9 protein-coding genes are annotated in these 15,081 nt (G+C 65.1%); all 9 read left to right on the top strand.

Features of this window, described 5'->3' with window-relative positions; all coding sequences use genetic code 11:
• The first annotated feature begins 467 nt into the window (after window positions 1-467).
• Window positions 468-1,763, top strand: a complete 1,296-nt coding sequence (locus ASC93_RS06155) for an MFS transporter (RefSeq protein ID WP_056438758.1) — start codon at window positions 468-470, stop codon at window positions 1,761-1,763.
• A gap of 29 nt (window positions 1,764-1,792) precedes the next feature.
• On the top strand, window positions 1,793-4,330 hold the full coding sequence (gene nirB, locus ASC93_RS06160; RefSeq protein ID WP_056438762.1) for a nitrite reductase large subunit NirB: 2,538 nt from the start codon (window positions 1,793-1,795) through the stop codon (window positions 4,328-4,330).
• Window positions 4,331-4,387: 57 nt separating this feature from the next.
• Window positions 4,388-4,735, top strand: a complete 348-nt coding sequence (nirD, locus tag ASC93_RS06165) for a nitrite reductase small subunit NirD (RefSeq protein WP_056438765.1) — start codon at window positions 4,388-4,390, stop codon at window positions 4,733-4,735.
• A 2-nt stretch (window positions 4,736-4,737) separates the two neighbouring features.
• The gene (locus tag ASC93_RS06170) at window positions 4,738-5,988 is read left to right on the top strand and encodes an NAD(P)/FAD-dependent oxidoreductase (RefSeq protein ID WP_056438768.1); all 1,251 of its coding nucleotides are present in this window, start codon (window positions 4,738-4,740) and stop codon (window positions 5,986-5,988) included.
• Between the two features lie 12 nt (window positions 5,989-6,000).
• Window positions 6,001-8,697, top strand: a complete 2,697-nt coding sequence (locus ASC93_RS06175; protein WP_056438773.1) for a nitrate reductase — start codon at window positions 6,001-6,003, stop codon at window positions 8,695-8,697.
• Window positions 8,698-9,015: 318 nt separating this feature from the next.
• On the top strand, window positions 9,016-11,742 hold the full coding sequence (locus tag ASC93_RS06180) for a type VI secretion system Vgr family protein (RefSeq protein WP_056438776.1): 2,727 nt from the start codon (window positions 9,016-9,018) through the stop codon (window positions 11,740-11,742).
• A gap of 20 nt (window positions 11,743-11,762) precedes the next feature.
• Window positions 11,763-11,915 (top strand): hypothetical protein, encoded by a 153-nt coding sequence (locus tag ASC93_RS31910; RefSeq protein ID WP_229412618.1) that lies wholly within the window; start codon window positions 11,763-11,765, stop codon window positions 11,913-11,915.
• 15 nt (window positions 11,916-11,930) lie between these two features.
• Window positions 11,931-13,898, top strand: a complete 1,968-nt coding sequence (locus tag ASC93_RS06185; RefSeq protein WP_056438779.1) for a DUF3274 domain-containing protein — start codon at window positions 11,931-11,933, stop codon at window positions 13,896-13,898.
• A gap of 17 nt (window positions 13,899-13,915) precedes the next feature.
• Window positions 13,916-15,081 (top strand): virulence factor (locus tag ASC93_RS30440; protein WP_162251799.1); only part of this gene is annotated, 1,166 nt, incomplete at its 3' end.

A 15,081-nucleotide genomic window follows, 5' to 3' on the forward strand; every position in this document is an offset into this window, starting at 1 on the left:
AACCCCATGGCGTTGCGTAGACGCGGACTATATCAACGTCATTCCCGCGCAGGCGGGAACCTAATTTCGTTGCGTCGACGCGGACCACCTTGGGCCCCCGCCTTCGCGGGGGCGACGGTTCCAGGGTTCAGGTCGCGCTCGATACCAATCACGGCGTCGCCCTTGCCTTGGCGAGAAACGACGTCCCTGGCCCGAGATGCTTCATTTGCGTGCGTCATTTACGTGCATGGTGCACTGCAATGAAGCGAATCGGGCCCGGTACATACGGTCTGCCCCCGGAAAACCATCTGGCACGGGTCTTGCACATACGGAGGTAACGGGGTCAACGGCGATCCCTGAGTAAAAGCGCCGGCCCAACGAGGGGACGGCAAACAGGACAACGGCGTCCGCTGCACCGCAAACGCGAGTTTCATTCGCGCCGGCGGTACGCAGCGGGCGCCTTTTCGTTTTCAAGAAGGGAACAAAAAATGGCCGGCAAAGCAAACAGCATCAAGCTATTCTCCTTTGATACGCCGCAGATGCGCGCGTTCCACCTGACCTGGGTGGCCTTCTTCGTCTGTTTCTATGCCTGGTTCGCTTGCGCACCGCTGATGCCGGTGATCAAGGGCGAGTTCCACCTGTCGGTCAGCCAGATCGCCGACATCAACATCGCGGCCGTCGCCATCACCATCCTCATGCGCCTGATCGTCGGCCCGCTGTGCGACCGCTTCGGCCCGCGCAAGACCTATACCGGCCTGCTGGCGCTGGGCGCGATCCCCGTGCTGGGCGTGGCGATGGCCCAGAGCTACGAAAGCTTCCTGCTGTTCCGCCTCGGCATCGGCGCCGTCGGCGCCAGCTTCGTGATCACGCAGTACCACACCTCCGTCATGTTCGGCCCGAAGGTCGTCGGCACCGCCAACGCGGCCTCGGCCGGCTGGGGCAATAGCGGCGCCGGTGTCGCGCAGGCCACGATGCCGCTGCTGCTGGGCGCCGTCGTCATGCTGGGCGTGACCGAAACGATGGGCTGGCGCGTCGCGCTGCTGGTGCCGGGCGTGCTGATGCTGATCATGGCCGTCGTCTACTACAAATTCACGCAGGACTGCCCGGAAGGCAACTTCGCAGAGCTGCGCGCGGCCGGCGTGCCGTTCGAAAGCGGCGGCAAGGGCGGCTGGGCGAGCTTCTTCGAAGCCTGCCGCAACTACCGCGCCTGGCTGCTGTTCGTGACGTACGGCGCCTGCTTCGGCATCGAACTGTTCATCCACAACGTGGCCGCGACCTATTACGTCGACCACTTCGGCCTGTCCCTGAAAGGCGCCGGCATGGCGGCCGGCAGCTTCGGCCTGCTGGCCCTGTTCGCCCGCGCCCTCGGCGGCTGGATCTCGGACAAGGTTGCCGCCCGCGGCGACCTGAATTCCCGCGTGAACCTGCTGTTCATCCTGATGATCGGCGAGGGCCTGGGCCTGCTGTGGTTCTCGCAGACCACCAGCGTGACCATGGCCATCGTCGCCATGCTGGCCTTCGGCCTGTGCACCCACATGGCGTGCGGTTCGACCTACGCGCTGGTCCCGTTCGTGAGCCGCAAGGCGCTGGGCGGCGTGGCCGGCATCGTCGGCGCGGGCGGCAACGTCGGCGCCGTGCTGGCCGGCTTCCTGATGAAGGCGACCGGCGACGTCCGCCAGACCCTCCTGATCCTGGGCGGTGCCGTCCTCGTCGCGGCGCTGTGCGCCATCGGCGTGCGCTTCTCGCTCACCGTCCCCGAAACGCCGGCGCCCGCCGCCGCCTGAACAAGTTATCGCTGTATAGGAGTCGCAACATGAAACTGATCGTCATCGGCCACGGCATGGTCGGCCACAAATTCCTCGAAACCCTGTTCGCGGACGCCGCCCAATCGGCAAACTTCCACGTCACTGTGCTGTGCGAGGAACCGCGTCCGGCCTACGACCGCGTGCACCTGTCCGCATTCTTCTCGGGCACGACGGCCGAGCAGCTGTCGCTCGTCGCGCCGGGCTTCTTCGAGAAGCACGCCGCCAACGTCGACCTCAAGCTGAACGCGAAGGCCGTCGCCGTCGACCGCGAGGCGAAGACCGTCACCCTGGCCGATGGCGACGTGCTGGCCTACGACAAGCTCGTGTTCGCGACGGGTTCGTATCCGTTCGTGCCGCCCGTCCCGGGCAAGGAGCGCGACGACATCTTCGTCTACCGCACCATCGAAGACCTGGAAAAGATGACGGAATGCGGCGCCCGTTCGAAAACCGGCGTCGTCGTCGGCGGCGGCCTGCTGGGCCTCGAATGCGCCAAGGCCCTGCGCGACATGAACCTCGACACGCACGTCGTCGAATTCGCGCCGCGCCTGATGGCCGTGCAGGTCGATGACCTGGGCGGCCGCGTCCTGCGCAACAAGATCGCGGCGCTGGGCGTTTCGGTCCACACGCAAAAGAACACGCTGCAGATCGTCGACGGCGAGTCCGCGACGCACCGCATGGAATTCGCCGACGGCAGCCACCTGGAAGCCGACATGATCGTGTTCTCGGCCGGCATCCGCCCGCGCGACGAACTGGCCAAGGCTTGCGGCCTGGCGCTCGGTCCGCGCGGCGGCGTCGCCATCGACGACGCCTGCCTCGCGTCGGACCCGCACATCTACGCGATCGGCGAGTGCGCCGCGTGGGGCGGCCAGACGTTCGGCCTGGTCGCACCGGGCTATGAAATGGCGCGCATCGTCGCGCGCGCGCTGCTCGGCCAGGAAGCCGCCTTCGCCGGCGCCGACATGAGCACGAAGCTGAAGCTGATGGGCGTGGACGTCGCGTCGATCGGCGACGCCCACGGCAACACGCCGGGCGCGCGCAGCTTCCAGTTCACGGACGAGCGCAAGCAGGTCTACAAAAAGATCGTTGTCTCCGACGACGGCAAGCGCCTGCTGGGCGCCGTGCTGATCGGCGATGCCGCCGAATACGGCAGCCTGCTGCAGATGATGCTCAACGATATGGAGCTGCCGGAAGCGCCGGAATTCCTGATCCTGCCGCAGGCGGAAGGTGGCGCCCGTCCGGCGCTGGGCGTCGACGCGCTGCCGGCGGCCGCGCAGGTCTGCTCCTGCAACGCCGTCAGCAAGGGCGCCATCTGCGACGCGGTGCTAGGGGGCGCCTGCGACATCGGCGCGATCAAGTCGTGCACCAACGCGGGCACGTCGTGCGGCGGCTGCGTGCCGCTCGTCACCCAGATCATGAAGGCCGAGATGGCGAAGGCCGGCATGGCCGTCACCAACCACGTGTGCGAACACTTCCCGTACTCGCGCCAGGAACTGCACCACCTGATCCGCGTGGGCGGCATCAAGAGCTTCGCCGAGCTGCTGGACAAGCATGGCAAGGGCCTGGGCTGCGACATCTGCAAGCCGGTCGCCGCCAACATCCTCGCATCGACCTGGAACGACTTCGTGCTGAAGCCGGAACACGCGAGCCTGCAGGATTCGAACGACTACTTTCTCGGCAACATCCAGAAGGACGGCACCTATTCCGTCGTGCCGCGCATGCCGGGCGGCGAAGTGACGCCGGACGGCCTGATCGCCGTCGCCCAGGTCGCGAAGAAATACAACCTGTACACCAAGATCACGGGCGGCCAGCGCGTCGACCTGTTCGGCGCCCGCGTCGACCAGCTGCCGGCGATCTGGGAAGAGCTGATCGCGGCCGGCTTCGAATCCGGCCACGCCTACGGCAAGTCGCTGCGCACGGTGAAATCGTGCGTCGGCTCGACGTGGTGCCGCTACGGCGTGGGCGATTCGGTCGGCTTCGCCATCGCGCTGGAAAACCGCTACAAGGGCCTGCGCGCGCCGCACAAGATCAAGTTCGGCGTCTCCGGCTGCACCCGCGAATGCGCCGAGGCGCAGGGCAAGGACGTCGGCCTGATCGCGACGGATAAAGGCTGGAACCTGTACGTGTGCGGCAACGGCGGCATGAAACCGCGCCACGCCGAGCTGATCGCGTCGAACCTGGACGAAGACACCGTCGTGAAGCTCGTCGACCGTTTCCTGATGTTCTACGTGCGCACGGCCGACCGCCTGCAGCGCACCAGCACGTGGCGCGAGAACCTGGAAGGTGGCCTCGACTACCTGAAGCAGGTCGTCGTCGACGACAAGCTGGGGATCGCGGCCGAACTGGAAGCGGACATGCAGCGCGTGGTCGACACGTATGCCGACGAGTGGAAGAACGCCGTCGAGGACCCGGCCGTGCGCCAGCGCTTCCGCAGCTTCGTCAACAGCGAGAACACGGACGATAACGTCGTGTTCATGCCGGAGCGCGGCCAGATCCGGCCGGCCACGCCGGACGAACGCCGCCGCGTCATCCCGATCGCCGCCGCTTGAGTCATTGAGTCATTGAGTCACCCACCGAGTTTATTTGACTGGAACAAGGAGAACACCATGCATCGCGATATCCAACTGAATCAGTGGAACGCCATCTGCTCGCTCGACCAGATCGTCCCCGACACCGGCGTGGCCGCACTGCTCGGCGGCCGCCAGGTGGCCGTGTTCCGCGTGGGCGGCGCGTCCCCGCGCGTGTTCGCCATCGATAACTACGATCCGAATTCGGAAGCGTCCGTGCTGTCGCGCGGCCTGGTCGGCAGCATCGGCGAACGCATCGTCGTCGCCTCGCCGATCTACAAGCAGCACTTCGACCTGCAGACCGGCGAATGCCTGGAAGCGCCGCATCACTCGGTGGCCAGCTATCCGGTGCGCGTCGAGGACGGCAAGGTCTGGGTAGGGGCATAACAATGAACGCCCCACATGCGCATGACAAACATCCGCGGCTGGTCGTCATCGGCAACGGCATGGCGGGCATGCGCACGGTCGAAGAGCTGCTGAAGCTCGCGCCCGGCATGTACCGCATCACCGTGTTCGGCGCCGAGCCGCACGGGAATTACAACCGCATCCTGTTGTCGCCCGTGCTCGCGGGCGAAAAGACGGTCGACGACATCATGCTCAACACGCGCGAGTGGTACGACGCCAACGGCATCGTGCTCCACGCGGGCGATCCGGTCGTGCGCATCGACCGCAAGAAGCGCGTCGTGTACGCCGCCTCCGGACTCGCCGTGCCGTACGACCGCCTCCTGATCGCCACCGGTTCGAAGCCGTTCATCGTGCCGGTGCCGGGCCATCAACTGCCGGGCGTGATCGGATTCCGCGACCTGAGCGACGTCGACACGATGCTTTCCGCCGCGCGCGCGGGCGGGAAGGCCGTCGTCATCGGCGGCGGCCTGCTCGGCCTGGAAGCGGCCAACGGCCTGCTGCGCCAGGGGATGGAAGTCGCGGTCGTGCACGTGACGGGCAGCCTGATGAACCAGCAGCTCGACCCGCCCGCCGCCGAACTGCTGCGCGCGAGCCTGGAGCTGCGCGGCCTGCGCATCCTGCTGAACCGCCAGACCGTCGCCATCGAGGGCGAGGACCGCGTGCGTGCGGTGCGCTTCGACGATGGCGAGACGGTCGACGCCGACCTCGTCGTGATGGCCGCCGGCGTGCGTCCGAACGTCGAGCTGGCGAAGGACGCGGGCCTGCACTGCGAGCGCGCCATCGTCGTCGACGACACCTTGCAGACCTACGATCCGCGCGTGTACGCCGTCGGCGAGTGCGTGCAGCACCGCCGCGCCACGTTCGGCCTCGTCGCGCCGATCTGGGACCAGGCGCGCGTCGCCGCCGCCCACCTCGCGGGCGCCGGCCATCGCCGCTACGTGCAGCAGGCCACCGCGACGAAGCTGAAGGTCACGGGCGTCGACCTGTACTCGGCCGGCGACATCGTCGGCGGCGACGGCAGCGAAGACCTCGTGCTGCGCGACCGCCGCGGCGGCATCTATAAACGGCTCGTCGTCGCGGGCAACCGCCTGACGGGCGCCGTGCTGTACGGGGACGTCGCGGACGGCCCGTGGTACTTCGACCTGATTCAAAAGCGGACGGACATCTCGTCCATCCGCGACCAGTTGCTGTTCGGCCGCGCGCACCACGACGACGTCGCTGCGCAGGCGGCCTGACGAGGAGTTTTCATGAAGTTGTCTTCGATTCCCACCACTGTCCGTACGACCTGCCCCTATTGCGGCGTCGGCTGCGGCGTCAATGCCCAGGTCGGGCAGGACGGCGCGATTGCGATCGCGGGCGACGCCGCGCACCCGGCCAGCCAGGGCCGCTTGTGCGTGAAGGGTTCCGCGCTGGGCGAAACGCTGGGCAACCGCGGCCGGTTGCTGGCGCCGATGCTGAGGGAAGAGGGCGTGTTGCGCGAAGCCTCCTGGGACGACGCGCTGGACAAGGTCGCGCAAGGATTCGCGCGCGTCATCGCGGAGCATGGGCCGGATGCCGTCGCGCTGTACGTCTCCGGCCAGCTGCTGACCGAGGATTACTACGTCGCCAACAAGTTCATGAAGGGCTATGTCGGCAGCGCGAACATCGACACCAATTCGCGCCTGTGCATGTCGTCGGCCGTGGCCGGCCACAAGCGCGCGTTCGGCGAGGACGTCGTGCCGGGCTGCTACGAGGATTTCGAACTGGCCGACCTGATCGTGCTGGTCGGCTCGAACGCCGCCTGGTGCCACCCGACGCTGTACCAGCGCATCGCGCGCGCCAAGCAGGAGCGCCCGGAACTCAAGGTCGTCGTCATCGACCCGCGCCGCACGGCGACGTGCGACATCGCCGACCTGCACCTGCCCGTCAAGCCGGGCACGGACGTGTGGCTGTTCGGCGGCCTGTTCGGCCACCTGGCCGTGCACGCGGCCGACGAGGGTTTCGTGGCCGGCCACACGACGGGCCTCGCGGACGCGCTGGACGCCGCCGCCAAGGCCGGCACGTTGGCCGACGTGGCCAGGGCCTGCCGCGTCGATCCGCGCGACCTGGAACGTTTCTACGACATGTTCGCGAATACGGAGAAGGTCGTCACGGCGTTCACGATGGGCGTGAACCAGTCGACGAGCGGCGCCGACAAGGTCAATGCGATCATCAACTGCCACCTCATCACGGGCCGCATCGGCCGTCCCGGCATGGGGCCGTTCTCGCTGACCGGCCAGCCGAACGCGATGGGCGGGCGCGAAGTGGGCGGCCTCGCGAACATGCTGGCCGCGCACATGGACCTGGACGATGCCGCCCAGCGCGCCGCGCTGCAGGACTTCTGGGGCTCGCCGCACGTAGCAAGCAAGCCGGGCCTGAAAGCCGTCGACCTGTTCCGCGCCATCGAAGAGGGCAAGGTGAAAGCCGTGTGGATCATGGCGACGAACCCGCTCGTGAGCCTGCCGGATGCCGACCAGGCCAGGCGCGCGCTCGAGAAATGCGAGCTGGTGGTGGCTAGCGACATCGTCCTCGGCACCGACACGAACGACGCGGCCCACGTGCTGCTGCCGGCCCTCGGCTGGGGCGAGAAGGATGGCACGGTCACCAATTCCGAGCGCTGCATCTCGCGCCAGCGCGCCTTCCTGTCCGCGCCGGGCAGTGCCCGCGCCGACTGGGACATCGTGTGCGACGTCGCGCGCCGCATGGGTTTCGGCGGTTTCGACTTCTCGTCGCCACACCAGATCTTCGACGAGCATGCACATTTGTCGGCCTGGAAGAACGGGATCGACGGCCAGCGCCGCCGCGTGTTCGACATCGGAGGGCTGACCGGCATGACGCGCGCCGACTACGACGCGCTCGATCCGGTGCAGTGGCCGGTGCGCACGCCGCAGGAACGGACCGCGCGCCTGTTCGGCGACGGCCGCTTCGCGCATGGCGACGGCCGTGCGCGCTTCGTGCCGACGGCGCCGCGCGCGCCCGCGCACCTGCCCGGGGGCGAGTATCCGCTCGTGCTGAACACGGGCCGCGTGCGCGACCAGTGGCACACGATGACGCGCACGGGCCGCTCGCAGAAACTGGCCGAGCACATCCCGGAACCGTTCATCGACATGCACCCGCAGGATGCGCTGCTGTGCGGCGTGAAGGCGGGCGAGCTCGCGCGCGTGACGAGCGACTGGGGCGCCGTCGTGGCGCGCGTGCAGCATGGCGGCGGCATCGCGCGCGGCAGCGTGTTCATGCCGATCCACTGGAGCGGCCAGACGGCATCGGACGCGCGCGTGGGCACCGTCGTCAACCCGGCCGTCGATCCGGTGTCGGGCGAGCCGGAATTCAAGCACACGCCGGTGCGCATCGAACCGTTCGGCGTCACGTGGTACGGCTTCATCCTGTCGCGCACGGAACTGCCGCTGCGCGAGGCCGTCAACTGGACGCGCATCCAGGGCAAGGACTTCATCCGCTACGAACTGGCCGGCCGCAAGCCGTTCGCCGACGCGGCCACGTGGGCGCGGCGCCTGCTGGATGTGCACGACGAGGACGCCGACTGGATCGAGGTCGAGGACAAGAACGGCGGCATGGTCCGCGCCGCGCACCTCGTCGACGGCCGCATCGAGGCTTGCCTGTTCGTGGCGCAGCGCGCCGACCTGCCGGCCCGCGCCTGGCTCGCCAGCATGTTCGACAAGGACCGCCTGGCGCCGGCCGACCGCATCGGCCTGCTGTCCGGCCGCGCCCGCGAGAAGGGCTTCGACGCGGGACCGACGGTGTGCTCGTGCTTCGGTGTGGGCCGCAAGACCATCGAGATCGCGATCCGCCAGAACAATCTGTGCGACGCGGCCGCCGTCACGGCGTGCACGAAGGCGGGGGGCAACTGCGGCTCGTGCATCCCCGAGATCCGCGCGCTGCTGGCCGAGGCGCAGGCGGCCGAGGTATGAATGCGGCGTTCCCGACCTGGCCGGTCGGGGACGGCGTTTCGGGCAGCGGCCTGATGAGCGGCCTGACGGTCAGCCAAACCGAAACCCGGTGCCGCCGCAGTGAATCTTTCTGGAGTTCACATTCTGTGGCCGCCGCCCGGCGCTGCGTGGGGCTTTTTCCATCGCGAGAAAAATAAATTTCTCATGAAAAACAATGCGTTCCCCGTCGAACGCATTTCTCGCAGCGGCGCTAAAAAGTGAGGCTAATGAAACAATCTGTGAGAAAAACGTTACAGATTTTCATTATGATTGCCAGGTTCCGGTCCCCCAGCTCCTGCCATGTCCTTCATCAGCGCTTCGTTCAACCTGACCGATGCCAACCGCCCCATCCGCCTGCGCATGTCCACCGCGGGCGGCGTGCGCGACGACCAACTGCTCGTCAAGCACGTCAGCGGCGTCGAGAGCCTGTGCGGCGGCATCGAATACTCGCTGCTGTGCGTTTCCACGCAAGCCGGCCTGGAACTCAAGCAGTTCATCGCGAGCCCGGTGGAACTGCAGTTCGTCACCGACAGCGGCGGCCTGCGCGCCGTGTGCGGCATCGTCGCCGCGGCGGCCGAGGGGCAGGGTGACGGCGGGCTGGCCACTTACCAGCTGGTCGTGCGCGATGCCTTTGCCCTGCTCGACAAGACCAGCAACACGCGCGTGTTCCGCAACGCCAGTGAAGTCGACATCACCGATATCGTGCTCAAGGAGTTTCGCCAGGCGAATCCCGTGGCGGCGCGCGCGTTCGCCTACGATCTCGGCGGCCTGAAGTCGTACCCGCAACGCGAATTCACGATGCAGTACAACGAGTCGACGGGCGCGTTCCTGCGCCGCCTGTGGAAGCGGCGCGGCATTTCCTGGTTCATCCAGCCCGGGGCCGCGAGTGAACGGGGCAGCGATGAGACGCCGCTGCATACCCTGGTGCTGTTCGACGACGCCATGGCGCTCAAACGGAACACCGGCGGCGCGGTGCGCTTCCATCGCGACGATGCGACCGAAGCGCGCGACGTCATCACGGCCTGGCACGCCGTGCGCACGCTGACGCCGGGGAAGATCGGCCGCCAGAGCTGGGACTACGCGAGTTCCGGTCCGACGATTACGCAGGAAAGCGGGATGAACGACCAGGGCGACCTTGGCAACCGCTTCGCCGCGAGCCTGGACGACTACCTCGTCGACGCGCCCCACGTCGGCGACAACGACGCCGACTACCGCAGCCTCGGCGTGGCGCGCATCCAGCGCCACGAGTACGAAGCGAAGTCGTTCCAGGGCGAAGGCAGCGAGCGCAATATGTGCGTCGGCCAATGGAACACCATCGTCGGTCACCCGGAACTGGACGAGCATCCCGAGGCCGAGCGCGACTTCGTCGTCACCGAGCTGCGCGTGGAGGCCGAGAACAACCTGCCCAAGACGCTCGACGACCAGGCGCGGCGCCTGTTCTCGCTGAACCGCTGGCGCGACGACAGCGCGGCGCTGGCGCAGGCCAGTCTCGAGCGCGGGGTGCGCTACACCAACCGCTTCAGCTGCGTGCGGCGCGGCGTGCCGATCGTGCCGGCATACGACCCGCGCGCGGACCTGCCGCGCACGGCGCTGCAATACGTGACCGTGGTCGGTCCGGTCAATGAAGAGATCCACTGCGACCATCTCGGCCGCGTCAAGGTGCGCTTTCCCGGCTGCCGCGAGGACGACCACGCGCACGCGCAGGGCGCGGGCGCGTCCGGCAGCGACCGCGATTCGGCCTGGGTCCAGGTGGCGAATCCGTGGGCCGGCGACCAGTACGGCACGATCTCGCTGCCGCGGGTCGGCCACCAGGTGCTGTGCGCCTTCGTCGGCGGCGATCCGGACAAGCCCCTGATCATCGGCCGCGCGCACGGCGGCAGGACGCCGCCGCCGTCGTTCAGCCGCACGAGCCGCCTGCCGGGCGACCGCTACCTGTCGGGCATCGTCAGCCGCGAAGGCAAGTCGCAGCGCTACAACCAGCTGCGCCTGGACGACACGCCGGGCGAAATCAGCGCCCAGCTGGAAAGCGTCCATGGCCGCAGCCAGCTGAACCTCGGCTACCTGACGCACCCGCGCCAGGACGGCCAGGCCGACCCGCGCGGGCAAGGCTTCGAACTGCGCACGGACGACAGCGGCGCGATCCGCACGGCCAAGTCGCTGCTGATCTCGGCCTGGAAACGGCTGGACGCCGCGGGCACGCAACTCGGCAGCAGCGAGCACCTGGCCCTGATGCAGGATTGCCTGGACCTGTTCAAGACGCTGGGCGACTACGCCGCGCAGCACCAGGGCCTGCCGGTCGACCCGGCGCCGCAGGATGCGCTCAAGGCCGACCTCGAGGCGGGACCGGGCGCGCGCAGCGCCGACCTGGCGGGCGCCGCCAAGCCGACCGTGAGCCTGACCGGCCCGGCCGGCATCGCGTTCAGCACGCCGCAGACCATCGTCAGCTACGCCGGCGTCAACCTGGACACGGTCGCGCAGCAGCACATGCAGCTTGCCAGCGGCAAGCGCTTCAACGTCAACGCCGGCAAGGGCATCTCGCTGTTCGCGCACAGCGACGGCATCACGCAGGTGGCGCACAACGGCGACTTCACGATGCAGAGCCAGCACGACGACATGAAGCTCGTCTCCGCCAAGGACGTCAAGATCACCGCCGCCAAGCGCGTGATCGGCATGGCGCAGGACGAAATGACCTTCATGGTCAGCGGCGGCGCCTATTTGAAGCTGAAAGGCGGCGACATCGAGATCGGCGGGCCGGGCAACCTTATCGTCAAGACCGCGGCACACCACTGGAACGGGCCGGCCAGCGCGACGACCGATATGCCGTCGTTCGATGCGGGGACATTCGAGCGCACGCCGAGGCTGGTCCGCGCGACCGACGGCAAGCCCGTCGAGGGCATGCAGGTGCACATCGAGCGCGACGGCGCCGAGCCGCTCACCGGGCAGACCAATGCGGCCGGTGAAGGTCCGAAAATCACGGGCGACCGGCTGGAGCAGCTCAAGGTGACGTTCAAAAAACTGTTGACGTAAGCGGGAGCAGGATGGAAGGCATGACAATGGACGACCCGACCGTGATCACGGTGGGCGACGGCGGGGGCAGCACGCTGCTGAACAAAAGCTACCTGGACGTGGTGATGCAGTTGCCGCTGCCGGGCATCGTGATCTTCGTGCATGGGGTGAATTCGGATGGCGAGTGGTTCTAGGCGGCCGAGGAGGGCTTGTGCAAGGGCCTGAACAAGCGCCTCGCGCGCCAGGATTGGCAGATCGTGCATGCGAACACGGAAGGTGGGCAGTTGGCGCCGGTCGAATACCTGGACGACCTGACAGCGGATGGTTATTTAAATCCTGACAAGCAGCCGGATACGTTCATCGCGCCGGATGCTCACTTCTCACCAGTCATCCAGTTCCGTTGGGGCTACAAAGCGAGCGCCGAGGATTTGCAGACCTACGGTGACGGCATTTACCTGAACGAGCAGAACTACTGGGGCGGGGGCCCGTTCGCCAATGGTTGCACGTCGCTGCCCGATCTGTGGGGCGATGGCCTGAACGACCAGCTTTTTCTTTGGCTGCACGCGCAGCATTTGAACCCTACCAACGACCGCATGGTGTACGCCTGCCCGCCGCGTCCGTACTATGTGCTGGCCGCATTACGGCTTGCGAAGCTGATCAAGGCGATTCGCGAAAAGCAGGTGGATGTGCCCATCACCATCGTGTGCCACAGCCAGGGCAATATGGTGGGCATGGCGGCCGCTTTCCTTGGCGATCGGCTCGGCACGGTGACTGATAGCGCCGGCAATCCCGGACGCTGCGTGGCCGACAGTTATGTGCTGTGCAATCCGCCGTACAGCCTCGTGAAGAAGAACGTTGTCGAAGCCTGGTCGGGAACCGAAATGGCGGCAGGCGAGCTGCATTGGGGGCGCCAGACACTCAAGGCCCGCAGTACGACGCTGAAGCGTTTTTTCGAGATCATCGGCAAGCAGGCGGCGAAGGCGCAGGAGCCGGACAAGATCGACGAATTCATGAAGAATGAAGCGCATGAATTCACGGCAAAAGCCGATCGCGCGAAGCACGGGTACGGTCCGAACAAAACGAACCATGGCCGTGTGACCTTGTACTTCAATCCACATGACCAGGTTATTTCCGCCAGCCCGGTTCAAGGCCTCGGTTGGCGCGGCATGAGCAAGGAAGAAATCGATGCGACGAACGTCGATAATGTGTTCTGCCAGCGAGTGTTCGCTGAAAGGTTCACGGTCGGCGACGAGACGAAGACTTATCACTTCTGGAACAATCACCACGGCATTGGGTTGAAACCTGGAAGTCAGGCTTTCTGGCATCCCGAGTCGCCACGGGCAAAATATGCGATCAAGAAAGGCCTTGATGCGAACAAGAACTGGATCGCCAAAGTTGCGACCGTTGTGACGGCGCCGATCTTTTATCTGGTCACCGGCATCATCGACATCCGCATCAATGCGCTGCCTGACAACAGCTGGGAAACGCCCCTGAATGCTCCGCCGCTACCGGCGCCGTTCGAGCCGAAATCGAAACGTTTTGGAAAAATTGGCGACGTATTTGACGAAGGAACGGATGCGCCGGGAGCGAACCGTGACCAAGAGCGCGTGCGTGACGGCGACGATCCGTACAACACCGAAAAAGCGGGAGTTGCCGAGGGGAACAAGGATACTGAAGCGGCACTGCGCTACGAACATCATGCGCTGTTGCGGATGAGGGCGCGGCGTGAAGACCTGTACAAGGATTCCGATGAAAGCAAAGGACTGTACCGGAAGTCGGAACATGTCACCGAAGAAGATAATCTCAGTGGTGCTAGCGCCGACTACACGGCCTGGCGCACGAAGAAAATAAAAGAAACGCTGGCCGAGAATATCAAAGCACCGGCGACCGATCACTCGTCGATCATGACGAACCCGGATCATGCCGAGAAGGCTCTGGCATATGACATTCCGGTCGGGGTTTCTCGTATCAAGAGCGACGATATGCGAATGTTTCGGCAAATGGCGGACTGGCGATACCTGAAGGGTCTTAATGATAATAATATTGCTAGCGAATTTGTTGAATATTTTGATTTTGGGATTTTTAAGGACGTAGCCGTTTATGAATGGGCGAAGCAAGATGCTCAGGCGAAAATTCCTGCTGGAATCGTTAATGAAACAAATATGTTCGGAACTTAATCAACTGAAGGTGACATATGCGTAGTCTGACAAACACTCTCGTTCGTCGTATTTTATGGGTCACTTTTGCCTTTATTGTCGCAATGTTCGTATCACTTTGGATAACGTGGCGTACTGACCCGGAGGCTACTCGGCCTCTTTCGAACAGTCAGATATTCACCCGGTTGTTTGCGATGCCCGCTGCTTTTGCAGCGCTTGTGCTAGGTGTTGCCACTGTTCTTTCTGTGCGCTCGACTCGTGCTGAAACGTTACAGAAACCTGTAGTGACCGCGCAGAAAGTAGAACCATTCATGGCTCAAGTCGTCGGATTGCAATGGTTGAATCCATTGCAGCGGAGGGACTATCCGACCGAATGGCAATTGTTATGGGCGTTGGGTCTGGTTGGCCCAAATAAAAACGATGATATGGTTTTGGCTAAACCTGAGAAATACGGGAAATTACAGGCTGTCGGCTCAATCGCTGTCGGAAATGACGGGTCCGAAACATTTGAGGGGTATCATAAGAAATATTTACGTGAACTTGTCGTTCCTTATCGCGACATTTATTTCATGGACTCCAACTATTTTTACAACGCTCACTCTAGGGAAGATAAAACGACATGGCGCGAATTGGCAGGGATTCACGTCGAGTATGCTCTTCCGGAAGGAAAGCTCGATACTATCTCTGCAGCAAACTATACGAGAGAGATAATCACTAAAGCATTTGATATAGGTAATAAGTCATTCCCAAATTCCTGGACCCGCAGCACTCCCCCCGACGTCCACGTAACCATGGGTGGCGCCAACGCCGGCTTCACGTCGCTGTCGGCTGCGCTGGACTACCTGCAAGCCCACCCGACCGAAACCGTTTGGGTCATGAACTGGGACGCACCGAGCCGTCCGAAAGACCGCCAGATCAATGAAAACATGGTGCAGCTGATCCTGGCCGGCCCCAACTACAAGACGGAACGCGCCCCGCTGGCGTGGCTCGGCTATCCGGCCAGCGCCAAGGTCGCCGACTTCGACGGCGGCAAGGACAAGCCGCCGCGCGCCATCCAGGCGTGGAAGGCGGCGGTCGAGAAGGCCGCGCACAACGCCGGCAAGCAGGCGACGGACGTCGGCTACGTCATCCACGACGCCAACAACAACGCCGCCACCGCATCCGACCGCATCGCCGCGCTGGCGCGTACCGTGACCGAGGAGAT

It is taken from the genome of Massilia sp. Root335 (assembly GCF_001425685.1).
Lineage (GTDB): Bacteria > Pseudomonadota > Gammaproteobacteria > Burkholderiales > Burkholderiaceae_D > Telluria > Telluria luteola.

Coding starts and splice junctions, on each gene's coding strand:
- ASC93_RS06155 (WP_056438758.1), top strand. CDS start 468: ATGGCCGGCAAAGCAAACAGCATCAAGCTATTCTCCTTTGATACGCCG.
- nirB (WP_056438762.1), top strand. CDS start 1,793: ATGAAACTGATCGTCATCGGCCACGGCATGGTCGGCCACAAATTCCTC.
- nirD (WP_056438765.1), top strand. CDS start 4,388: ATGCATCGCGATATCCAACTGAATCAGTGGAACGCCATCTGCTCGCTC.
- ASC93_RS06170 (WP_056438768.1), top strand. CDS start 4,738: ATGAACGCCCCACATGCGCATGACAAACATCCGCGGCTGGTCGTCATC.
- ASC93_RS06175 (WP_056438773.1), top strand. CDS start 6,001: ATGAAGTTGTCTTCGATTCCCACCACTGTCCGTACGACCTGCCCCTAT.
- ASC93_RS06180 (WP_056438776.1), top strand. CDS start 9,016: ATGTCCTTCATCAGCGCTTCGTTCAACCTGACCGATGCCAACCGCCCC.
- ASC93_RS31910 (WP_229412618.1), top strand. CDS start 11,763: ATGACAATGGACGACCCGACCGTGATCACGGTGGGCGACGGCGGGGGC.